This is a genomic window from Pantoea anthophila (genome assembly GCF_006494375.1).
In the GTDB taxonomy this organism is placed as follows: Bacteria; Pseudomonadota; Gammaproteobacteria; order Enterobacterales; family Enterobacteriaceae; genus Pantoea; species Pantoea anthophila.
In genome coordinates, this window is the sequence record NZ_VHIZ01000038.1 from 45,522 (window position 1) to 69,188 (window position 23,667).

Genomic DNA, 23,667 nt, shown 5'->3' on the forward strand with positions numbered 1-23,667 from the left:
ATGTAATAATCATTCGCGAACGTGCACGCGGTTTTCATACAGGCCCATTCCTCGTCGGGCGACTGATGTCAGGCCTGACTAAAGGCAGCCCATCCGCCAGGCTGTTCCGTGGCTTCGCGTCTGTTCGCCACGGCAACCGCCTGATGCGGGAGGGTAAAGCGGGTGATGACGCTGCCCAGCGTTTGCGTCTGACCGCTGAGACTGCCCGCGGTGGCTGACACCTGCTGCACCAGCGTCGCATTCTGCTGCGTCACGCGGTCGAGCTCAGCAACGGCGACGGTGACCTGTGCGATGCCTTTACTCTGTTCATCTGACGCCAGCGCAATCTGCCCGATAAGCTCATTCACGCCGCCAACGCCGCGCAGCACGGCTTCCATCGTGGTGCCGGCGCTCTCCGCTGCCCGGCGGCCATCGTCAACCCGCGCCACCGTATCTGAAATCAGCTCTTCGATCTCTTTAGACGCCGCCGCACTGCGCTGCGCCAGCGAGCGCACTTCGCTGGCCACGACGGCAAAGCCGCGACCCTGCTCACCGGCACGCGCTGCCTCTACGGCCGCATTCAGCGCCAGAATATTGGTCTGAAACGCGATGCCGTTAATGGTGGCGGTAAACTGACGAATTTTTTCTGACCCTTCCGCGATGCTGGTAATGGCCGCAGTCACCGTCTGCACCAGCTTCGCGCCCTGCTGGGTGGTATCGGTTGTACTGACGGCCAGCTCCCGCGCTTCACGGGCGTTCTGCGCGTTGTGGCGCACGGTGACGGTAATCTCTTCCATGCTGGCGGCGGTCTGCTCCAGTGCCGCAGCCTGGGTGGAGGTCCGATCGGAGAGGTCTGCGTTGCCTGCGGCAATATCCGCGGCTTCACGATGAAGAATGGCGGCGTTATCGCGGATAGCGCTGACCATATGCAACAGGCTGTGCTGCATCTCTTTCACCAGAGGAACCAGCTGTCCGACACAGTTACGGCCCAGATCTTCCGGCTCCTGTGTCAGATCGCCATCCGCAATGATTTTCAGGTGACCGCGAATTTTTGCCACCGGACGCACCAGATGCACGACCAGATAGCGATCGCAGAACAGCAGTAACGCGAACGCCGCCAGCAGCGCCGCCAGCAGTACACCCTGCAGCTGATGCCGGTCAGCCTTGAGCGGCGCCTGATGCTGCGCCAGCTGCTGCGTGATGCTGTTCAGTTGCGCCCGTGCCGCAGAGGCATAGTCTGCAGGTGTGGTGGTGAGTGCCGTACGCAGACGCTCCCAGTCAGCGCCTTCCGGCATGGCAGCCATCACCGCACTTTTGTCGGCGGCACTTCCGCTCTGCATGGCAATAGCGCTTTGCGTCAGAAAGCTGAGCTGCTGAGTGAGAACGGCGGTGCGGTCGGTCTGACGATAGATGTCGCGCAGCACATGGCTACTGTAGCCGCCAGCCAGTGCAACCACGCCCAGTGAAATGATCATCATCCACAGCACGACGCGCCGGATGGTGAAATGCCGGAGTGAGTTCATAAGGTTTCCCTGATGTTGTTATTGGTGTGTGTAAAAGTCGGGCAATAATAAGTTCTGTCATCTGCTTTAGTGCGTTATTATATAGTGCACTATTTTTGTTCTTTCTATCCTGGCAGGATATTTCAGAAATACAAATTTTTTGACGACAAAATAAAAGAATCGCCGTTCTGAAAATATTTTATTGAAGAAAGCCGATCCGGTAACCATTTGCCGCTCTCTGCATTCCGTTACGTAATAAATTTGTCAGGACACTTTATTTTTACGGAAATTGCCTGTACTCATTACACACTACTCTGCAATTTTCCTGCTTAATTTCGCTCCGTAACCAGCCGGGGCGGAGGAATTCATGTTCATAAGTCTCAGCGGCGGCGATGATGGTCGCACGCGAACCCTGCGCGCGTTGCGCAATCCCGACGAAAGTCGTGATGAAGTGCTGCGTCAGTTTGTCCGGCTAGCCAGTCAGGCGCTCAGCATTCCTGGCAGTTTTATCTCCGTGCTGGATGATGAGCTGCAGCATGTCATGGCCGCGCATAATTTTACCCTTACCCGGTCCAGCCGCGAAGATTCGCTCTGCCGGTATGCGGTCGACAGCGACAGCACCGTGGTGATCCCGGATACCCTGCTGGATGAACGGTTTGCGACGCACCCCTTGATCATCGGCGCACCCTTTATCCGCTTCTATGCCGGTACGCCGCTGAAAAACAGCACGGGCATGATTCTGGGCACCCTGTGTGTCACCGACACCACGCCCCACCCTTTCAGTCCGGCTCAGGTCACCATGCTCACAATGCTGGCCACCCTGGTCATGTCATTCCTGGAAGCCTGGTATTCGGCAGGTTTTGCCGATCCCGTCACCGGATTGCCTAACCGTCAGCGGCTTATCCGCGACCTCCAGTTTCTGGCCGCCTCAGGTGATCGGACGCCACGGCGACTGGTCCTGATTGACTGCATTGATATGCCGCGCGCCTACGAGCTGGCGCGTTCGATGGGGATGGGGCCGGTTGAAAGCCTGCTGAAAGATGTCGCCACGCTGCTGCCTCTGCGCCTGCGCCCGGCGCCGGGCGAGATACTCTATACCGTGGCCACCGGGCGTTTTGCCCTGTTAACCCGCCAGGAGAGCCGGCTGAGTGCCGGATGGGTGGCGAAGCAGCTGACGGGCATCAGCGCGGATCTGGGCGACGGGCTGTCTGTCGCGCTGATGACGCATACCGGTGAGGCCAGTTTCATCACTGGTGAGATGCCCGCACAGGAGATCCTGCGCCGCGCCGTCAGCGCCCTTCATGAAGCGATCGCCCGGGATGTCGCGTCGATGTGTTTCAGTGAAGCCACCGACACACGGCATACTCAGGATTTCACGCTGATGCACGATCTGGCCCTGGCGATACGGGAAAACAAAGGATTGTGGCTCGCGTATCAGCCGAAAATCTGTCTGCATAGCGGAAAGCCGATTGGGCTGGAAGCGCTGATCCGCTGGCGGCATCCGCAGCGCGGCGAGCTTTCTCCGGCAGAGTTTCTGCCTTTTGCCGGACAGACTGAACTGCTCAGCGAGCTGACCCGCTGGGTGACAGAGCAGGCCATCACCCGCCTTTCCCGGCTGCGTGACAGCTATATTCAGCTGCCCGTCACCATCAACGTCAGCAGCAGCGATTTCTCCCGCAGCGGCTTTGCCGACGAGCTTGAAGAGCAGATGATCAAGGCAAAGCTGCCGGTTTCACTGCTGGGCATCGAGTGCCTGGAGACAGAGCGGATTCTGGAGAGCCCGTCAGCGATGCAGGGGCTTGAGATGCTGAAACTGCGCGGATTTGGGATCTCTCTGGATGACTTTGGTACCGGCTACAGCAACATCAGCTACCTGCGACGTATGCCACTGGACGTGATCAAGCTGGACCGCTCGCTGATTAGCGAAATCGCCAGTGATACCGGCTCGCGGGTTATTGCCCGCAGTATTATTGCGATGCTGAAAGATCTCGATTATACGGTGCTGGCCGAAGGCGTGGAGAATGCGGAAACGGTCAACACGCTGACCGAATTTGGCTGCGATCAGGCGCAGGGATTTTTCTACTCCCGGCCGCTGGCGGAAGCGGCGCTGGATGAGTGGCTCGGCTGGCGACTCCGCAGCAAATGCTGAGCCGGTTGCGCCAGCCTCAGCCCTCTACCGGGCCGGATCAAACACGCTGAATCCCGCCGATCCGGCAATCACGACGGTATTGCGTCCGGCGCCTTTTGCCTCATAGAGCGCTTCATCTGCACGCCGCAACAGCGCTTCGCGTTCGCTGTTGTGATCCCGCGACGCGACGCCTGCGGATATCGTCATCGTCCCGACAAACGGAAACAGGGTAGCGCTGACGCTCTCACGGATACGTTCCGCCGTGCGGGCGGCGTCCGGTAGCGACGTCTCCGGCAGCAGCAGAATAAACTCTTCTCCCCCAAACCGGCTGACAATATCCCCCGTGCGGCTGGCCTGACGCAGTAGCGCCGCCAGACTCACCAGCACCGCATCGCCCGCATCGTGTCCGTACCAGTCATTGATCTTTTTGAAATGGTCGATATCGATGGCGATCACGCACTGTTCATGGTCGTTGTCACTCTGCGCCGCCAGCGCCGAGAATCCGCGCCGGTTGCAGAGTCCGGTCAGGGGGTCAGTCATCGCTTCATCGTTCAGTGCCGCCAGATGTCCGGCGACGGCGTGACGATGCTCCTGCACCGCTTCCCGGAGCCGGTCGGCTTCGTAATACCAGGTTTTGACCGAGGAGAGAGATTCCGCCTGCGCTTCGCTGCCGCCGTTGCGGACTCTGTCCGCCAGCTTCTCAAGCGGAGAGGCGATGCGTCCCGCCAGAAAAGCAATAATCGCCGCGGTCAGCACGATAATGCCCAGCGTGAACCAGATAGCGTTTTCCGCCGTGCGCATCAGCAGGTGCCTGACCGTTTCTGAGGTGCCGGTAATAAACACGTTCCAGCCGGTTTTGTGCAGTGTGCCATAGCCGATCAGATAGTGACGACCGTCGTTTTCCAGCGTGAAATGCCCGCTCTCCGTATCCTCAAGCCGCTTCTGCAGCGCCTGGCTCAGCTGCATTTTCGTGCCGACCTGCGCCGGGTCGTGACTGAAGATGATCAGACCGTCATTGCTGACCACGCTCACCGTAGAGCCTTTGGTATAAAAATGCTGGCTCAGGATGTCGCTCAGCATGCTCTGTTTTTTGAGATAGATCGTGCCGCCTATGTAGCCCAGGTAGCGGCCATCGGCGCTGAACAGCGGCTGGGATAAAAACAGCACATAGTTACCGGCGGCAGAGGTGAACGGCGCGGAGATAAAGGGCTTTTTGGTGGAAATCGCCTGCAGGCTGGCCGCCGAGTGGAGTTTTACGCCAACCAGTTTCAGACTTTCCGGTGAAGTTGCGGCAATAACAGCGTCATGATTGACGACCACGACCGAGTTGAAAAAGCCCGACTGCATCCGCAGGCGATCGGTTTCGCTTTTCAGCTGTGTCAGATTGCCGAGGTCCCTGATCTGCGACGCACTCCACGCCAGTTCGCGCTGCGCTGTCGCCAGATAACGATCGGTGGTATCCGCCAGTTTGCGGGCATAGGCAATGTTCCCCTCAAGCAGGCTGTCTTCAATATTGGCCTTCTGAAACAGCAGCAGCGCACCCAGCAGCAGACCGGAGGTCAGGATGACGCCACCAATGGAAAGCAGCGTCAGCAGGGAGCGAAGGCGTATTTTTTCGTGGGGCATTGCAGTCGGAATCCGGATTAAGTATCCCTTTAGTGTAACTGTTGATGGCACGGCTGAAGGGGAGAAAAGAAGAAGATTTACCTCTCCTTCCGGATGATTACCGTTCCGGCGCTACCCGACAGCGCGCACGCCGGTCAGTCAGAGTTTAGTCCATATCGCTTCATCTTTCGCCACAGGGTGGTGGGACTGATGCCCAGCATCACGGCGGCCCGGGCGCGATCGCCACCGGTTCTGTTGATCACCGACGCGATCAGTTTCCTCTCCTGCTTCTCCAGTAAATTCACCTCGTCACTGAGCGTGCAGGGTGGCGCCTCACGCTCACCGGCAGCTGAAGAAAGGTGGCAGAGTGACTGCAATGCATCGGCATCGACTGTGCTGCTCTTATGCAGCACCACCAGCCGCAGGATAGCGGCTTTCAGCTCACGGATATTGCCCGGCCACGCCGCATTATTGAGCAGGGCAACCGCTTCGTCGCTAAACGTCAGCGTCCGGTTCTGGCTGGCCAGCAGCGCGTCGACAATCAGCATAATGTCGCCCCGGCGCGCTCTCAGCGCCGGCAGCCGCAGCTCCAGAATATTAATGCGGTAAAAGAGATCCTGGCGGAACTGTCCCGCGGCCACCATCTGACTCAGGTCTTTGTTACTGGCGGTGATCAGGCGGAAACTGGCGGTGATGAGCCCCTCGCCCCCTACCCGGCTGAACCGTTTTTCCTGCAGAATACGCAGCAATTTGATCTGCACGGCAGGCGGGGCTTCGCTGATTTCGTCGATAAACACCGTGCCGTTCATCGCCATTTCGAAAATACCGGGTTTGCCGCCCCGCCGGGCACTGGTAAACGCCCCTTCAGCGTAGCCGAACAGTTCACTTTCCAGCAGGGACTCCGGAATTGCCGCGCAGTTAAGCGCAATAAAAGGCCCCGCGCTGCGTGCACTGGCGTGATGAATACTCTGGGCAAACAGCTCTTTGCCCGTGCCCGTCTCCCCGAGAATATTCACCGGCAGATCGTGAGCCGCATAAAGTCTGGCCTGCTCAATCACAGACACCATCTCAGGCGAGCGGCCCACGATGTCCGAAAAGGTGTAAACCGTGGTGAAGCTGCTGCCTGCAGGCTTTCTCGCCGGGACCGGAGCGCATCCCTCGTGCTGTCCCGCTCTGACGGCGGTGATGAGGGTATAAAAATTTTGCTGACCGGGGATATGTTTCACCGTCAGCCGGAGGGCGTCGCCCTTGATCTCATGTACCTCGTCGGTGATATCCCGCTCATTGATGATGCAGCTGAACAGCGTTTTAAACGCGTCGTTTTTTAAAATCTTATCCCCGATCCGGCAGGGAAAAAGCGACAAGCCCCGGGCGTTGATATTGATGACTTCCCCGGACTGATCCAGCCACAGGATCCCCTCCCGCGACTGATTGAGGGCTGACCAGGCCATCGCCAGCTTCGTGCTCTCCCTGTTGATATATTTCAGCGTGCTCGCCGCGACATCGAGAGCCTGCTCGATAGCGATATTATCGGTGTCCCCCATGATGACCTTCAGATCGTACTTTCTGGCCATTTCCGCGACGGTCAGGCCGCCAATCACCAGATCATAATCATTATCTGCCAGATTTTTGACGACGTTATCAATGTCATAGTGGTTGTAGACCTGACAGATTTTGAACTCTTCATGCGTCATGTTCTGGTAATGACGAAGAACATGGCAGAACTGCGGAAACCCGACTGCGGCGATTTTTTGTGACTTCTTGCGCGCTTCCATCAGGATACGAAATATGCCGTGCAGGTCGTGGGCGATTTCAATGACCGGAACCGCCACGTTATTCCGAAGCAGTGCCGCGGTGCCACCCCGGCTGATGAGGATGCGGGTTCCTCCCTGAATCAGCTGCTGCGCTTTTTCAACCACGTCAAAATAGCGATATTCGTAAACCGGAATATCGATTTTTTTCTCAAGCAGGACATTCGAGATGCGTTGTGTGATGGTTTGTGACACCGAGAGGATCGCAATTTCGTTGTTTTTCATAGGCCATTCTGCGCCATCGTTTTACCGGAAAAGCGGCAACTTTCGTCACGCTGACAGCAACCGATGCCGCGTGACGAAACGAACAACGCCTGCGCAGGGCAATACGCAGGCAGATTTTTATGAGCGGGATTCTCAATCAGAAACGCTGGCGACGATAGACAATCTGTCCATTGCTGATGGTCGCACAGTTGTCGAGATAGTGATCGCCCGTTAAGCGTTCACCCCGGGTGTCTTCAAACACCACTTTCTCCTGCCGCAGTTTCACGATAGCGATATCGGCAAAGGCGCCGGAAGCCAGCGTGCCTGCCTCGCCCTGCATCTTCATCAGGCGTGCAGGCGTGGTGGTGACGGCGCGAACCACATCGAACAGTGACATTCCCATGTTCAGATACTTGGACATGATAAAGGGCAGACTGAAGACCTTATCGGTGCGCAGGCTATTTCGCAGGGTCAGATCGGTGCTGATGATGTCCGGATTAAACCCCTGCTCCATCGCCTTCCGCGCCACGGCAAAGTCGAAGTGCGCCACACCATTCGAACAGTCGAAAATGACGCCGCGATCCCTGGCCGCTTTGATGTCCGGAAAGAGCTCGCCGTTGGCCTGCAGGATGGCATGGCCGGTGCCGTGGAAACAGTGCGCGAAGATATCATCAGCCTGAAAATGCGTAATCAGTTCATCGGCGGGCAGACGCGAATCTGTCACATGCACGCACAGCCCGGTGTTCAGCTCGCGGGCCAGTTCCACGGTGGCGAAGAAGGGATCGCCACTGAAGTGACGTCCTCTGGCGATATCCTGGCTGTAACGCAGCTTCAGACCGAGAATATTGTCGCGATGTTCATTTACCGTCCGGGCAATCTTTTCCACGTTGAAGTTGGCCGGGTTGGTATTCTCCAGATACCCGGTCGGCCCGCCGCCCAGCGTGGAGAGGCCGACATTGACGACGTTCAGATAGCTTTTTATCCGCGTCTGCGCCGTGTTGATGACGCTGTTACGGAACAGCCCGTAGTTCACCCAGCCGCTGCTGCCCGCATCCACCACCCCGGTCACGCCATTGGGCAGGCCGATCACATCGGGGTTAACGCTGATAGCTGTGCCCCCATGAAAAACGTGGGCATGAAAGTCAATCAGGCCCGGCAGCACCAGGCAGCCCGCCGCGTCGATAACGGTCTCCGCCTCCGGGTTGTCAACCGACTGCAGATCGACGATACGGTTGCCTGCCACCCCAACGCTCTGGTCAAGGAAGATGGCGCGTTCCGGGTCCACTACCCGGCCATTTTTAATCAGAATATCCAGTTTCATTTTGCTTTTCCTTTATCCAATACCGATCATTTTCCAGTAGGGGATCCCTATCAGAAAAAAGACCAGCACGTTGACCAGCACCATGGCGCTACCCAGTAACCAGAAGGTTTTTTGCGGGACATACCCACTTGAGAAGGTGAAGACACCCGCGCCGTTGCCGTAATGGGTCAGGAGTGCGCCATACCCGGCAGAGAAGGCCAGTGACAGTGCGATGTACATCGGGTGGGCCTGCGTGGTCATGCCCAGCGTGAATAACACCGGATAGAAAGAGACCACAAAGGCACTGTTAGAAACGAAGAAGTAACGCACCGCGAGGCTGATAAAAACCAGTACGCCAAGGGCACTGATTTCGCTGAGTTGCGACAGGTCCAGATAGTTTTTGATCACGTCGACCAGAAAGACATAGAAACCGCCTTTAGAGAGCGCGACCGCACAACCGTAAAACGCACCGTACCAGACAAAGGTCTGCCAGGCCGATTTTTCACTGGCTACATCGTTCCAGTTCAGTACGCCGAACAGCAGCAGACAGGCCAGGAATGCCAGCCCCACCGGAATGAAGGGGATCCCCGTTAAAGAGCCGGTCATCCAGCCGAGAATACCCAGCACAAAGAAGACCATCAGCAGTTTCTCTTCACGCTTTACCGGGCCCAGCTCGTGCAATCCCTGAACGGCAATGTCATTGACGTTATCGATGCTCTTCAGTTCAGGCGCATAGAGTTTATAGAGGAGCCAGGGGGCTGCCAGCAGCACCAGACCCGCCGGCAGGATGGCAGCCTTAAACCAGACCATCCAGCTGAGATTCACATTCATGATCTCATTCGCCAGCGAGACGGTGATCGAGTTGGTCGCCATCCCGGTCAGGAACAGGCTGGAGGTGCCCATCGAGACAACATACATCAGAATCGTGAGATAAGCGCCAATCCTGCGACTGCCCTTATCGGGCGTTGAACCCAGTGCTTCGGCGATGTTGCGGAAAATGGGATAGGTGATGCCGCCGGAACGCGACATGTTTGAGCCTGTGGCCGGTGCCAGCACCGTGTCGGTTACCATCATCAGGTAACCCAGTGTCAGCGTATTTTTGCCATAGCGCTGAAGCAGCAGGTAAGCGATACGCTTACCTAAGCCGGTGATCACGAAGGCTTTGCAGATGATAAAGGCACTGATGATAAACCAGACCATCGGGCTGCCAAATCCGGCAAACAGCGGGCCAGGCGCAATGAACAGTGACGCGAAGCCCAGAATAATCAGCATAATCACGGCGTCGGTGAACGGACGCAGAACCAGACCGCACAGCATCGCCAGATAGATACCGACTAAGTGCCAGGTCTGGGCGGAGAGGCTTTCCGGGGGCGGGATCATCCAGAACAGAACGGGGAAAAAAAGGATGGGTAAGAGCTTCAGATAAAGCATGATGATATTACCTCAGCTTAGCAGCCGCGCACCGGGACGCCGGGACGCGGCTTTTCATTATTCGTAAGAATTAGCGGTAAACGTCGTCGATGAACTCAACGCCTTTTTCATCTAATGCTTTTCTGACCCATGCACGGTTCGCGGTGCCACGCTTCGCTGCGGCAACTTTACCGGCGTCAAAACTGGCGTATTCCGTCGCTTTTTCGAGCAGCGCCGCGGCATCGTTCAGCGGGACGACAATCACTCCGTCCGCATCGCCCAAGATCAAATCCCCCGGACACACCGCAACACCGCCGACGGCGATGGGGGTATTGACCTCTCCCGGTCCCTCTTTAAACGGACCGGCGGGGTTTGAACCCGTGGCGAAGATGGGGAAATCGAGCACCGAGAGGGCATCAATATCCCGGACAGGCCCATCCAGCACGATGCCGGCAATTTTGCGATCGTAGTGAGCGTAAGCGATCATGATCTCCCCCATCAGCGCACGGGACCGATCGCCTTCGTTAGAGACCACAATGACATCGTTTTCTGTTGCCATATCCAGCGCCGCATGCAGCATCAGATTGTCACCGGCGCGCGCCTTCACGGTTATGGCATAGCCCGCCATGACAGGTTTCACCGGTGAAGAGATCCGCCTGATGCCGTTACCGAGTACAGCAATCCGGTTCATGGTGTCAGCAATGTTGGCCACAGGCAGCTGCTGATAGGCTTCGAGTAACGCCACGTCAAAAGCGGGACGCTGTGTGAAAATACGGTTACCAATAGACATACGCTTCTCCTTAAAAGCCCGGCACCGGCCAGGATGGTTTTTTGCCCGATAACACTTCATCAATGCCGATGGCGGAATGCAGCGAGGCACGGTCCGTGGCCTCTTTCGTGGCGGCACCAATATGGGGGGCAATTACGACGTTACTCAGTGCAAAAATGGGATTGGCGGGATCGAACGGCTCTTTCTTCAGGACATCCAGCCCGGCTCCGGCAATCTGAGAGGTCGACAGCGCGTGATACAGCGCTTTTTCATCGACCAGCTTGCCGCGTGCGGTATTGATGAAGTAAGCCTCTGGCTTCATCAGTGAAAACTGCTTTTCACCGACAAAGTCAAAGGTCTCTTCTGTCGCCGGGCAGTGCAGCGAAACAAAATCACTCTCCCGGAAAATCCGGTCAAAATCCTGAGTTAACTCAACACCGTCCGGCACCTGAGCAGCTGTTTTGTAGGGGTCAAAAGCAATGACTTTCATGTTGAAGCCATGCAGCGCCTTCATGGCTACGCGTGAACCAATATTGCCGACGCCGATAAGGCCGAGGGTTTTCCCGTCCAGCTCAACTTTTGGCGTGCGCAGTTTTGCCCGGTAATAATCTTCCAGCATCTTCTCTTCGACGAGACGGAAGTTACGTGAGCAGTGCAGCATGAAAAAAAGCGCCAGTTCAGCCACGGACATACTGTTGGCGACAGGCGCATTAAGCACCGTGACGCCGTGGCGTTTTGCCGCCTCTAAGTCAACGGTGTCATAGCCTGCGCCATGGCGGGCAACCACTTTTAATTTTTTTGCTGCGGCAAATACGCGCTCAGACATTTTTGAAAGTCGAACAATAATTCCGTCACAGTCAGGGATATCGCGAATGATATCCTCCTCTTCCATGCCGGAACCGGTAATGAGTTCGTAGCCACGACTCTCCAGATAGTCCCGCCCTTCCTTCATGATCTCCTGCGGAAGCAGAATTTTATAGCTCATTTAAGGTACTCCCTTGTGGTTTCTTTCCCCGGCTGTTGCAGAGGTCATGCCAGAATGAAAAAGACAGCCAACAGGAAATAAATAAGATCATGAAAAATAATATTTTTTTATTTTAATGTTAGCTGACACGCCGCTTTAAAAGAGTGACAACAGTCTCACCCTGCGCAATGGAAAAATAAGCACATTTCAGAGTGAAAAGAAAAAATTTCAATATGAAATAACCACTACGTTAATAGCAGGTTAATTAAATTTTCTTGTTTTTTCTGACTGGTTAAAAGAAGGTATATCAGATTAATGAAGGGATAAATTATAACGCTGTTAATGTTATTTCCTGACCACCGACAACAGGAAAGAAATAAAGATCTCTTTTTCCTGCAATAATGAAAAAGGAAAGGTTTTTTTCGTTCCGGGTTGCGCTCAGAGGTGACAGATAAAAATTTTCATTCCGTTCAACTTTTTTGAGCACTGATGACAGGCGCTTCATTGAAAAATTGGATGGGGCTATTTCTGCCCCACCCATCATTTTTTCAGATACAGATGAACGGTACTGGCTGGCGAGAGCGTGATAACGTCATCAATCAGGTTACGTTAACGCCAGAATGACTTAATATAAGAACGGCTGCTGAGTCTTTTAATAAAATGGTAGGGACAGGTAAAACGCTGCCCGTCCCACTCAAGATTAAACCACTGAAACTCATCATCTTTTATTTTCTCTACCAGGCTCATCGCCTGCATGGGCGTCTGAAAAGCATAAGCTTTCATCACGCCCTCTTTGGTGCATAAATCAATATGAACCATGGAACCCCCTGCTGTGTAAAAAAGGCACTCTTTATAATTATGGAATAGCCTTTAAAGCATAATGCAGGATCCGCCCGCCGATTATCTGAATCTGTAATATTTACGTAAAAGATAAAACAAAGTATTTTTTTGGGCAAACCCGCCTTATTGCATCAATTAATTTGACGATGCAGACATAACAGGGCCGGATGTGAATAGACGCCCCTTGTCGCGATTGACGACAGCACAGATAACACGCTCATCCGCGCATTTTTTTGGCCTGCCGTTCCGGCTTCAGATGCGCGCCCGCTCGGGCAGAGCGTCACCGATGCTGTCGGGATGGTCAAAAACAGAGCATATCGTTACACTCTCAGCAGCCTTCTCTGCGAACCGGCACGGCTCAGACGTTCCCTTACGGCAGGCAATAAGGACTCTTATGCTGGATTATATGGTGTCGCTCTACCGTACTGTTCCTGTCTCGTCGGACTGTCTCAGCGCCTGGCTTGCCCGCTGGCTGGCCCGGGAGCAGAGTCGCTGCCACGATCATCACTTTTCCGCCGCGTTTCCCTGGCGTGAAACCGGCCTGCCCCAGCACACCTTTTTGCAGCGGGAACTGACGATAAACGGCCAGCGCTATCTCACCGGGCCGCGCTATCTGGGAGGAGACCTGGCTCAGCCCTTCATTGATGTCATCGCACGTGATGGCGCGCTGGATTTTGCGGCGGCTGACGCCATCATGCGGGCGTGGCAGGTGCTGAATCCGCTCAGGCTGCGGGTCCTGTTGCCTGTGACTCACGCTGAAATCGGCTTTACTGACCAGCTGCTTTTTCTCAGCGATCCCGCTTCGCTGCCGGAACCTGTCACAGGCGAACTGTCTCTGGTCACCGCCAGCCGGCGCGATTTTCCCGCCTGTCTCGCGGCGATCCATCATGCCTATCGCGTCAGCAGGCAGACCCTGCCGCATCTCCGCGATCAGTTACAGGCTACCAGCAGGCAGGAGTTGCGTGATGATATCGCTGACGGGCACGTCCGTCTGATTGTCTGGCAGGAGAGGATGGCTGGACTGATTATTTGTGTGCCACGGCAAACGGCGTTTATTGAAGGCTTCCAGATTATGGATGAAGTCATTATCCCTGCCTGTCAGGGCCGGGGGCTTGCCGCGAGCGCGCAGCGGCTTTTGCTGCGGCAGCTTCATCTGCACCATGGCGAGCGCGCGCTGCTGACCGGCACGATTCTGCCAGGCAACCTTCCTTCTTTACGAACGGCCTTCAATGCCGGACGACGCTGCGTGCTGAAGTATCAGTTTTTTACCCCCGCCGATTTACGCACAGGCGGTCTGATCGGCTGAGGTCACCACAAGGCGAGCGCAATCAGCTTATCCTGCACCCGGTAAACCCGCTGCTTCAGACTCAGGCTCTCTTCAGCACCGATCAGGTTAGCCTCATAAGCCGCATTGATTTTTTCCAGCGCGCTTTTGGTGCTAATTTTCAGTCCTTCATGCCAGTTCGCTTCTGAGCGGCTGGCTGCCTGCTTCTCCAGCTTTCTCACATATTCCGCGACGTTTTTGTTCGCGGAAAACAGGTTACTCACGGCCCTATCTCCCTCTTTTTGCTGCTGTAAATGTCCCTCCCGGCGGCGCCAGGTCTCTGTTCCGGAATGCCAGAGTGCGTCTCTGCACTGGCTATCCGGCAGGCATCCTGACCTCTTTCTGAGATTGCAGCTTTGATCTGACTGACGCGGCTTCGCTCGCAGAATCCCCCGCACTGTCCTTAACTCAAATCCTGTAATCCCGTTCCACTGAGAACTCCCGGAGGACGTTTTGACAACCACATCTGAGACAACGACCAGTGACAATACCCTCACGCTCCGGCGCTGGATAACGATCGGCCTTCCCGCAACCGAGCTTTTTGCCTTGTGGCTTGAGCCGGATACCCTGCCCCGGATTATGAGCCACTTCGCCAGCGTGACACCGGTGAATAAAAGCGATGCACAGTGGCAGGTTGAAGGGCCTCTCGGCAGGCATTACCGCTGGGAAAGCCGGATTGTTGAAGCGCAGCCGGGCGAAGTCATCGCCTGGCGTTCGCTGGACGGCGCGGACATTCCTAACGAAGGTGAACTGCGTTTTCGCCCCGCGCCGGGTGAATGGGGGACCGAACTGGCCCTGACGCTGCAGTTCACCCCGCCGGGCGGGGCACTGGGGAAAAAGGTGACCACGTTATTCGATCTGCTGCCGAAAGAGGTGGCCAGCAAAGCGTTACATCGCTTCAAGAGCCTGGCTGAAACCGGTGAAATTCCCACGCTGGAGGGGCAGCCTGCGGGCCGCCATGCCAGCCGTAAGGATAAGGAGAAATAGATGCGCGCACTCTGCTGGAATGGCGTCAACGATCTCAGCGTTGAAACGGTAGCCGATCCCGGTCTGATTAACCCTCACGATGCCATCATACGGGTCAGGCTTACCACAACCTGTGGCTCCGATCTCCACGTCATTGACGGTCTGATCCCGACGATGCGCGAGGGAGATATCCTGGGCCATGAATTTATGGGCGAGGTCGTCGAGGTCGGCAGCGCGGTGAAAAATATCCGCCGCGGTGACCGGGTGGTCGTCCCCTCCTTCATCTCCTGCGGCTCCTGCTGGTATTGCCAGCAACAGCTCCCCTCCTGCTGTGACAACACACATCCGCAGTGGGAAAAAGGGGAGACGGCGCTGGGCCATCCGACCGGCGGAATTTACGCTTACAGCCATGCTTTTGGCGGCTATGCGGGCTCGCATGCGGAGTATGTCCGCGTCCCCTTTGCCGACAATGACTGCTTTGTCGTTCCCGACGGTGTCACCGATGAGCAGGCGCTGTTCCTCTCCGATGCGACACCCACCGGCTACATGGGTGCCGATTTCTGCAACATCCATCCGGGTGACACGGTGGTGGTCTGGGGCTGTGGCGGCGTCGGCCTGATGGCTCAGCAGAGTGCCTGGCTGATGGGAGCACATCAGGTCATCGGTATCGATCGCTATCCTGAGCGGCTGGCGATGGCGCGGGACTTTGCAGGCAGCATCGCGCTGGATTACACCTCGGTCGATATCCACGAAGCCCTGCTGGAACTGACCGGCGGCCGCGGCCCGGACAGCTGTATCGATGCGGTCGGCATGGAGGCCAGGGGGGAAGGCTTAAGTCAGGTCTACGACAAGACGAAACAGATGCTGCATCTTGAAACGGATGTGGGGGCCGCCCTGCGTCAGGCACTCTACAGCTGCCGCAAAGGCGGCAACATCGCTATCCTGGGCGTGTATGGCGTGATGGATAAGTTTCCGCTGGGGCTGATGATCAACAAGAGTCTGACCATCCGCACCGCCCAGCAGCACGGGCAACGCTATATGCACAGGCTGCTGGAACATGTCGCGCAGAATGAACTCAACCCGGCGTTTATGGCGACGCATCGCTTCCCGCTGGAAGAAGCGCCGCGCGGCTATGAGATGTTTAAGCATAAAGAAGATGGCTGTGTTCGTGCCGTCTTTGTTCCCTGAGAACAGGATGCCCCTGACCGATCCGGGCGGCTGAGCCGCCCTTTTCTCTTTGTCCCCCGCGCTTACCTCAACGTCAGATTATCCTTTTATGGCAGCCCGTTCCCCCTGAGCAGAGCGGGGACCGACCTATCAGGATGGCAGGATCATATGAATTTTTTATGAACCTGAAAGCCAAAAAACGATGTTAAATGAATAACCTGCCTGAATGTTGCCGGTACCGCCATTATTCACATTTTGTAAAAATATTAATCACACTACGTTATCGTTTCATGCATAAATTAGTGCCACTTTTCACTCATGGAGCAGGCAAATGACGCAGTTTGTAGCGATTTTTTTCTCTTCACTCTTTATGTGCAGCAACGTTTTCGCCGGGTCGGTCTCTTCCGTCTCACTCGGGGCCATTTCAACCGCCCTGAATGAACGTATGCAGGTCATGAAAGCCGTGGCAGGTTATAAAGCGCAGCATCATTTACCCGTGGAGGATCTGCCCCGGGAGCAGGTGGTACTGGAGAACATGCTGCACAATGCGCAGCAGGAAGGACTTGAGCCGGAATCGGTGGAACCTTTTATTCACGCCCTGATGAATGCCAGTAAAGCCATTCAGTATCGCTATCGGGCTGACTGGCTTTCCACGCCGGATAGCCTGCAGGCTGTTCCGGATCTGGCAGAGACCCGGCAGCAGATACAACGGCTGGATACACAGTTACTGACGGCGATCAGTCAGCGGCTGATGGCAGGCACCCTGGCAGACGCCGACAAGGGCTGGCTGCTCTCGCAGCTCGCGGCCCCCCACCTCAGTGAGGCGGACAAAAACAGCCTCGTGACCTCCCTTTCCCGCATTCAGCGCAGGCATTAGGCGGAGGGCGTCACGCAGACCCTGCAGAACGTTCTGCCATCAAAAGGGGGAATCTGAGGGTGCGTCACCGGTCATAAGTGAGAACGTTACAGGCAACAGCCCTGTTGTGACTTTTCACTCTGAAGAATAGCGGCAAATGCTGAAAGGATGCGTTTACATCAATGCAGGCATAAGAGCCTGTTGTCCGACAGGCTCTTATGCAGAGTGTTAGCAATGCCAGGATCGATGATCAGTGCAGGAGTGAATTAATAATCAAACATCCCGGCGGGAATTTTATGACTCTCTTTTGTATCAGCGTAAGTCCGCGCAATCTGGTAATCAATCACTGGAATGGGCCAGGTGGGGGCCTTACCTTCATACATCTCGGCAACCCCCATAGCAGCCATGTAAGAAGCCCGGATGGCGGCTTCAGCCGTATTGCCTCCCACGTGCGGGGTGATGAGCACATTATCCAGTGCCGCCAGAGGGTTATCCGGGTGCATCGGCTCATGAGCAATGACATCCAGTCCTGCGCCAGCGATGATGCCATTTTTACAGGCTTCAACCAGATCGTCTTCATTGACCAACCCACCGCGCGCGGTATTGATCAGAAAAGCACCCGGTTTCATCATGGCTAACTTTTCTTTGTTAATCATATTATGCGTCACTGAGGTATCGGGGGCGTGCAGTGAGACGTAATCACTCTCCGTAAAAATTCTCTCCAGGTCTCTTACAACCTCAACCCCATCAGGAAAATCTTTAGCAGGCTTGTAAGGGTCGTAACAAAGCACGTTCATTTCCATCGCCAGACAACGTTTAGCGGTCCGGCTGCCTATGTTTCCGCACCCGATGATCCCCACGGTTTTGCCGTTTAAGGTTGTCATCGGCGTTTTTAATTTTGCCGCATAGTAGTCGACCGGCAGCATTGCACGAAGACGGCTGACATTGCGGCTCATATAAAGCATGAGTAACAACGCCGTCTCCGCAACGGATGTACTGTTCGCAACAGGCGCATAGAGGCATTTGACGCCAAAGTCATCAGCAGCCTTCAAATCAACCGCATCAAACCCGGCACCATGCCGGACGAGGACTTTTAAATTCGGTGCTGCCGCCTCAAACACTTTGCGAGACATTTTGGTCACACGAACAATGATGGCATCCGGCTGGTGTAACTGCATGTCTGCAATCACGTCGTCGGTTTCAAAGCCACGCCCGTCAATCAACGTATGCCCCTGCCGTTCAAGCAGAAGTCGTCCATCCTGTTTCAATTCCTGTGGCAAAAGCACTTTCCATCCCATAATAAAACCTCGTTATTTATAGATTACAGTATGCCTATCAATTTCCAGTAGGGAAGACCGACAGTAAAGAGCACTAAAGAAATAAGGATGAGTATTATCGTGCCTTTTGTATACCAGTCCTTTTGGCTGACATAGCCGTTCCCGTATAAATAAATACTTGCCCCGTTTCCGTAATTACAAAGCAAAGCACCGTATGCGCCAAAGAAGACCAGCATCAACGACAGGGCCATCATATTGACCTGGGTCGCTTTGGCTAAGGTCAGCACCACTGGATATATGGAAACGATATAAGCGGAGTTCGAAACAAAAAAATATTTCACGACCAGACTGAGTAATACCAGAATCACCAGAACCAGAGAGCCGCTAATCGCGTTAAGATTCAGATACAGCTGAAGCTGTGACGCAATCCAGGTATAGAATCCGCCATCATTTAACGCCACGGTTAGACTGTAAAAAGCACCAAACCAGGTAAACATGTTCCAGGCGCCTTTTTCAGCCATCAGGTCATCCCAGTTTAACAATCCAAACACCAGCTCCAGCGCTAACCAGATAAAGGCAACAATATAGAGTCCCATGCCAATCTTATAGCCAATACTCCATCCCAGAATGGCACAGATAAAAAGCACAAACATGACCTTTTCATCCCGCTTCATGGGGCCCATTTCCGCAATCTTTTGCAGAACGATGGGTTTTATATTTCCCAGGTCACGCATTTCGGGTGGGAATAACTTGTAGACCACAATGGGGCTGAGAAAAAGGATCAGTAAACCGGGGACCAGAGCGGCTTTGAACCACAGCGCCCACGTCAATTCAATCCCAACGACATTGTTTATCGTCGATGCAATCACGGCATTGGATGCCATTCCGGTTAAAAACAGCGCCGCTGTTGACATGGTAACGACGTGCTGTAAGAGCTCAAGATATGCGCCCAGTTTTCGGGGATTTTTGTCGGGATGGGAATCCAGCGCTTCCGATAAGCCCCTGAAAATCGGGAAGACAATCGCAGACCGTGATGTATTAGATCCCGTTGCCGGGCTCAATATCAGATCGCATATCAGCATGACATAACCCAGGCCAAGCGACGAACGGCCAAAGGAGGTGTTGCCGAATTTAGAAAGTAAAATGTATGCCATGCGTTTACCCAGCCCATTTTTTCTGAATGCGCTGCAAGCCAGTAACACGGCCAGGATAAACCAGACGTTCTGTTGTCCCCATCCGTAAAAAAGCGCGTTGGGATCTTTCACGAAAAAAGCCCCAAGCCCTACGATAATCAGGCTGATAATGGGCTCGGAAAACGGCTTCAGAATGAGTCCACACATCAGCGCAAGGCATAAGCCCGCCATATGCCATGTATTAATATCCAGTCCGTCAGGACAGGGTAGCGTCCAGAATAACGCAGGGAAAATAACGACCGGAATAAGCTTTGTTATCTTGCTTTTCATTTTTCGTTCTTCCTGGTTTTATTTTATTACTCATAGTGATTATCAATAATCTCTACATTCTTTCTTTCCATTAAATCGTCTACCCATTGACGATTAACCGTACCGGCTGCGGAATTGACGGCTTTTTCTTTATCTTTCTCAGATAATATTTTTGATTTTTCCAGAACAGAGTAAGCGTCGTCTTTCGGAATGACGATGACGCCATCCCTGTCACCCAGGATGATATCGCCAGGATTGACCATGATACCGCCACAGGAAATCGGGACATTAACTTCTCCGGGGCCCTCTTTGTAAGGTCCTGAGGGGGTGGTTCCGGTTGCATAGAGAGGTAGTGTTCCCTGAGAGAGAATATCAATGTCTCTGACCGGGCCATCGATAACAATCCCCTCTATTTTTTTGAAGCCCTGTAAATAATTAAACATGATTTCACCCATGATAGCCCGGCTCCGTTCCCCCTCATTGGAAACAACAATCACATCGCCAGGTTGTGAAATATTCATCGCTTTATGGAGCATCATGTTGTCACCCGCTCGGGCTTTGACCGTTAACGCAACCCCGCACATAATTCTGCCGGAGGGGTTCGACATCAGTCTGATTTGCGGGTTCATTCCGCATAATCTCCCCATGCAATCCGCCACATTTGCGGCTGCAATTTTACTGAAAGCTTTAACCAGTTCAGGATCCGGCAATTTTCTCCTGGTGAAAACGCGATTACCCACTGACATGAGCGACTCCTTATTAATATGATCTGTTTCTGACGTTTTATTTTTCAGTAAGACAAATATCTGTTCCGGCATGAACAAAATGGACATCAGCATCCATCATGTCTGCATAGAATAAAATCATCCCCTCAATGCCCTGAGGGATAACTCTGGATTGTCCTGAATGCGCGACGACCAATGCCGTAATTGCTTCCGGAAGTCGGTATTTATGGGTGTAATACCCACTTAAAAAGCCATGCTGATAAAGCTTACCCGTTTGACTTTTTTTACTGGTGCCCGGCCCACCCGCCCCCATCTCCATCTCTTCCAGCTTGCATACATCATGCAGTACAGCGGAAACAATCAGAATATCGGTGTCAACTTCATACCCGAATTTTTTCTGGATATTCCGGGCAATAAGCAGGACATTATCCGTGACATTCTCGGTGTGCTTAACCAAAGAAACATCCGGTGCTCTGATCGCAAACTGTGCATCTTCAATGTTCTCCCATGCACTGTTCCGAAATGCCTCAACCCAGATTTCACATGCAGCATCCGCAAGCCTTCTGTTTTTGACTGCTGCTAACTGAGGGAAAAACTCTTTTATCTTTTCAATGGTGATTTCGCACATTTCCTGCCTCACAAAGTCCTGTCAGATAATAAAGAAGAACCTTCACCCTATCGGAAACCGGGTGAATATGATGACCTTGCGGGCATTCTATTTTTTAATACGCACCAACAGAAACAATATTTTATTTATTTCCGACAAAGAAATGTTGTTTATGCATTCTTTAAAGTTAATTTAACTATTCTGCAATAAGGACTTCGTTAATCACGCTTAAGCCGTCAATATAAAACGGTGAGATTTGCAATTAACCTCACAGAAATTCCGGAGTCTGGTTCATAATAAAACCGTCAACTCCGTTACAGGAAGGCTTATCACCACGCGGGTTGCGTCAGCGATGCCGTGAAAAAGGTCCGGGCGTACCAAATAGCGCCGTTGTCCGGGAGATGAAGTCACGCGCATAGCGTGATAGATAGCGGTTTTTGTGGTAAATAATGCTCAGCGGACTGAAAACATAGTCATTCTGAAGAAGAACGGGCAGAAACACACCTTCCGGATAGCGTTCCTGTAAGGAGGGTATTCTTATTTCAGTCAGAAAAAAGACACCAAATTCAAACAGGGCAAGCATAACATCGATGGAGTCAACCTCAAATATTCTCCGCGGTTCAAATCCCGCCTCCTCAAAGCATGCGTTAACAATTTTGTGCAGCCGGTAATCCGATTTAAAACAGATAAAGGGAAAGTCTTTGAATTTATCAAGCGTCGTGCCCTGCTGGCATCCTGCGATAAAATTATCTGTGTCACTGCCAAAATGCTCAATCAGCAGATTTTTATTTACGGCAAGATAGAGCCTGTCGTTCATCAATGGGATGGTTTTTAACAGGGGGTCATCCCCTTGTTTTATCCCAACAAAAAAATCCAGCTCTCCGGACATCAGCATCTGTTCCATCCTGGCTGATTTTTCGTTTGTCAGGTTTATCGTAATGTTGGGCCATTTTTTTATATAATCCGGCAGAACCATAGGAAGCCAGTAACTTCCTCTGTAGGGCGTCGCCCCGATATATAACGTGCCAATATGATGATGCTTAATATCGCTTAATCGTGATGAGATATTATCGCTTTCCATCAGTATCTTTATCGCAGAATCATACAGCGCGCTGCCAGCCTGAGTGAGTTTAATCTGCGGTTTTCTGTGGAAGAGAATCGTATCATAATAATCCTCTAATTTTTTAATGTGTACACTGAGATTTTGCTGAGAGGTTGAAAGATTTTGTGCAGCCCTGGTGAAATTTAAATTTTCAGCCAGCTCAACAAAGTAACGCATGCTGATTAAGTTCATAATGACCTCCCTGTAAGCCTGTAACCAGCGCGTTTTACTCGCCTGATTTACGGCAATCTGCGTGTATTGAAATGCTGAAGATAATGATTAAAAATTAAAAGTTGCTAAAAGAGATGATGCTTTTATATTTGCAAGTAAATGAGGTTAAACATCGTTAACTTTTTTGCATCATCTTCTTTGAATTATCGATTGCCATTATATTTTTTCTCGCGCGCTGTGTCCCCCCGACAACCTGAGCTGAAGCGATGGTTTTTTTAATACGTGTGAGCGATGGCTCGTTATGAATGGCCCGATACCGCCTGTACCCTTATCCGGTGCCGCAGTCTCAGGGTGAATGCACAGTGCATTACGCACCCTAAGAGGTCGCTGTATCGTTATACCGATACGGCGAAAATGATCTGGCGGGGGGGTAAATGACGTTGTATGCCTCAGTGATGCAGAGAACAACGCTCTCGGGCGCTGGATCTGCCCCGCATCCGTTAACCGCGCAGCCGCAGTGTGGCCGGCAAGACCAGCTGACTCTCGGTGGGGTCGTCTCCCCGGATCAGGGTGGTCAGCATGGAGAAACAGGCCTGCGCCAGTGCCGGAACATTCTGCTCTACCGTATCGATCGGAATGGAGAGCGAATCATACAGATAGTGATCGTCAAAACTGGCGATGCGGATATCGCGGGTCAGCAGGTGATGCTCGCTCATGTAGCGCAGCACTCCTTCCAGCAGACCACAGGCGGCGGTGAACATCGCTTTAGGAGGACGTCCCAGCCGGTCACACAAGGCCGAAAACATCTCATAGCCGCTGCCGGGATGGTAGTTACCCTGAATAATCCACTCCGGCTGCAGGGTCACCCCCGCGCGCGCCAGCCCCTGCCGGAATCCTGTCAGACGATCCTGGGTAGGCGACAGCGCCGACTGTCCGCCAAGGAAGTAGATCTCTTCCGGACAGGCGCGCGCCAGTTTTTCAACGAGATCGGCGGTAGGGGTGACCGAGTCGGTGATCACCCAGGGAAGCGCGGTGTTGTTCATGTGGCGATCAAACAGCAGTACCGGTAACTGTTCGCTGAGGCTGACATAGTCACTGTCATCCAGCATGCTGGAGGCGACAATCAGCCCATCGACCTGACGGGCAACCAGGTTATTCACGACCACCCTCTCCTGAGCACCATTTTCATCGGTACAGGAGATCAGCAGCTGGAGACCGGCTGCCCGGCAGAGGTTTTCCAGCGCATGCGAAAAGGCCGCGAAACCATGGTTAGTGATCTCCGGCACCACCAGCCCCAGCGTGTGGCTGCGGGCATCATGCAGCATCCGGGCGTGGATGCTGGGCTGATAATGGTGTTCACGGGCCAGCGTCAGAACCCGCTCACGCGTCTCCTTTGCCACCCGTAACTCTTCGCCACGGCCGTTAAGCACCAGGCTGGCAGTGGCTTTTGAAACGCCAGCCAGCCCGGCAATGTCACTGATGGTAACGCGTTTGGTTTTTCTCACGGCAGGACACGGT

20 protein-coding genes are annotated in these 23,667 nt (G+C 53.7%); 5 read left to right on the forward strand and 15 right to left on the reverse strand.

Features of this window, described 5'->3' with window-relative positions; all coding sequences use genetic code 11:
• Positions 1-68: 68 nt before the first annotated feature.
• The gene (locus FJW00_RS09235; RefSeq protein ID WP_140923764.1) at positions 69-1,502 is read right to left on the reverse strand and encodes a methyl-accepting chemotaxis protein; all 1,434 of its coding nucleotides are present in this window, start codon (positions 1,500-1,502) and stop codon (positions 69-71) included.
• Between the two features lie 346 nt (positions 1,503-1,848).
• On the opposite strand from FJW00_RS09235, the gene FJW00_RS09240 reads away from it, so the two are divergent.
• Entirely contained in the window at positions 1,849-3,630 is a 1,782-nt protein-coding gene (locus FJW00_RS09240) for a sensor domain-containing diguanylate cyclase (protein WP_140923766.1), read from the forward strand.
• A 24-nt stretch (positions 3,631-3,654) separates the two neighbouring features.
• On the opposite strand, the gene FJW00_RS09245 is transcribed toward FJW00_RS09240, so the two are convergent.
• The 7 genes from FJW00_RS09245 to FJW00_RS09275 form a co-directional block, all read right to left on the reverse strand.
• Positions 3,655-5,235, reverse strand: a complete 1,581-nt coding sequence (locus tag FJW00_RS09245; RefSeq protein ID WP_140923768.1) for a sensor domain-containing diguanylate cyclase — start codon at positions 5,233-5,235, stop codon at positions 3,655-3,657.
• Between the two features lie 134 nt (positions 5,236-5,369).
• On the reverse strand, positions 5,370-7,250 hold the full coding sequence (locus tag FJW00_RS09250) for a sigma 54-interacting transcriptional regulator (protein WP_140923770.1): 1,881 nt from the start codon (positions 7,248-7,250) through the stop codon (positions 5,370-5,372).
• Between the two features lie 136 nt (positions 7,251-7,386).
• Positions 7,387-8,550: a metallo-dependent hydrolase gene (locus FJW00_RS09255; protein WP_058957577.1), complete on the reverse strand. Its 1,164-nt coding sequence runs from the start codon at positions 8,548-8,550 to the stop codon at positions 7,387-7,389.
• Between the two features lie 12 nt (positions 8,551-8,562).
• Complete coding sequence (locus FJW00_RS09260) at positions 8,563-9,960, reverse strand: DASS family sodium-coupled anion symporter (RefSeq protein WP_140923772.1); 1,398 nt, start codon at positions 9,958-9,960, stop codon at positions 8,563-8,565.
• A 70-nt stretch (positions 9,961-10,030) separates the two neighbouring features.
• Positions 10,031-10,729 carry an RraA family protein gene (locus FJW00_RS09265; RefSeq protein WP_140923775.1) on the reverse strand — a complete coding sequence of 233 codons (699 nt, stop codon included), beginning with the start codon at positions 10,727-10,729 and terminating at the stop codon, positions 10,031-10,033.
• A gap of 10 nt (positions 10,730-10,739) precedes the next feature.
• On the reverse strand, positions 10,740-11,693 hold the full coding sequence (locus FJW00_RS09270) for a hydroxyacid dehydrogenase (RefSeq protein ID WP_140923777.1): 954 nt from the start codon (positions 11,691-11,693) through the stop codon (positions 10,740-10,742).
• A gap of 588 nt (positions 11,694-12,281) precedes the next feature.
• Positions 12,282-12,491: a hypothetical protein gene (locus tag FJW00_RS09275; protein ID WP_058958532.1), complete on the reverse strand. Its 210-nt coding sequence runs from the start codon at positions 12,489-12,491 to the stop codon at positions 12,282-12,284.
• 415 nt (positions 12,492-12,906) lie between these two features.
• Here FJW00_RS09275 and FJW00_RS09280 point away from each other — a divergent pair, with 415 nt between their 5' ends.
• Positions 12,907-13,818, forward strand: a complete 912-nt coding sequence (locus tag FJW00_RS09280) for an N-acetyltransferase (RefSeq protein ID WP_140923778.1) — start codon at positions 12,907-12,909, stop codon at positions 13,816-13,818.
• Positions 13,819-13,820: 2 nt separating this feature from the next.
• Here the strand turns inward: FJW00_RS09280 and FJW00_RS09285 are convergent, their stop codons facing one another.
• Positions 13,821-14,060 carry a hypothetical protein gene (locus FJW00_RS09285; RefSeq protein ID WP_058958373.1) on the reverse strand — a complete coding sequence of 80 codons (240 nt, stop codon included), beginning with the start codon at positions 14,058-14,060 and terminating at the stop codon, positions 13,821-13,823.
• A 229-nt stretch (positions 14,061-14,289) separates the two neighbouring features.
• Here FJW00_RS09285 and FJW00_RS09290 point away from each other — a divergent pair, with 229 nt between their 5' ends.
• From FJW00_RS09290 to FJW00_RS09300, 3 genes are all read left to right on the forward strand, one after another.
• Positions 14,290-14,823, forward strand: coding sequence for an SRPBCC family protein (locus tag FJW00_RS09290; protein ID WP_140923780.1), 534 nt, complete (start codon positions 14,290-14,292; stop codon positions 14,821-14,823).
• Positions 14,824-15,990, forward strand: a complete 1,167-nt coding sequence (locus FJW00_RS09295) for a zinc-dependent alcohol dehydrogenase (RefSeq protein WP_046103058.1) — start codon at positions 14,824-14,826, stop codon at positions 15,988-15,990.
• Between the two features lie 310 nt (positions 15,991-16,300).
• The gene (locus FJW00_RS09300) at positions 16,301-16,846 is read left to right on the forward strand and encodes a chorismate mutase (protein ID WP_140029842.1); all 546 of its coding nucleotides are present in this window, start codon (positions 16,301-16,303) and stop codon (positions 16,844-16,846) included.
• Positions 16,847-17,091: 245 nt separating this feature from the next.
• On the opposite strand, the gene FJW00_RS09305 is transcribed toward FJW00_RS09300, so the two are convergent.
• The 6 genes from FJW00_RS09305 to FJW00_RS09330 form a co-directional block, all read right to left on the reverse strand.
• Entirely contained in the window at positions 17,092-18,123 is a 1,032-nt protein-coding gene (locus FJW00_RS09305; RefSeq protein WP_058958376.1) for a hydroxyacid dehydrogenase, read from the reverse strand.
• 23 nt (positions 18,124-18,146) lie between these two features.
• On the reverse strand, positions 18,147-19,565 hold the full coding sequence (locus tag FJW00_RS09310; RefSeq protein ID WP_111209100.1) for a DASS family sodium-coupled anion symporter: 1,419 nt from the start codon (positions 19,563-19,565) through the stop codon (positions 18,147-18,149).
• 26 nt (positions 19,566-19,591) lie between these two features.
• Positions 19,592-20,290: an RraA family protein gene (locus tag FJW00_RS09315; RefSeq protein ID WP_009093243.1), complete on the reverse strand. Its 699-nt coding sequence runs from the start codon at positions 20,288-20,290 to the stop codon at positions 19,592-19,594.
• A 37-nt stretch (positions 20,291-20,327) separates the two neighbouring features.
• The gene (locus tag FJW00_RS09320) at positions 20,328-20,897 is read right to left on the reverse strand and encodes an HD domain-containing protein (protein ID WP_140923782.1); all 570 of its coding nucleotides are present in this window, start codon (positions 20,895-20,897) and stop codon (positions 20,328-20,330) included.
• A gap of 325 nt (positions 20,898-21,222) precedes the next feature.
• Positions 21,223-22,170 carry a LysR family transcriptional regulator gene (locus FJW00_RS09325; protein WP_009093245.1) on the reverse strand — a complete coding sequence of 316 codons (948 nt, stop codon included), beginning with the start codon at positions 22,168-22,170 and terminating at the stop codon, positions 21,223-21,225.
• A 479-nt stretch (positions 22,171-22,649) separates the two neighbouring features.
• Entirely contained in the window at positions 22,650-23,654 is a 1,005-nt protein-coding gene (locus FJW00_RS09330; protein WP_140923784.1) for a substrate-binding domain-containing protein, read from the reverse strand.
• Positions 23,655-23,667: the final 13 nt, after the last annotated feature.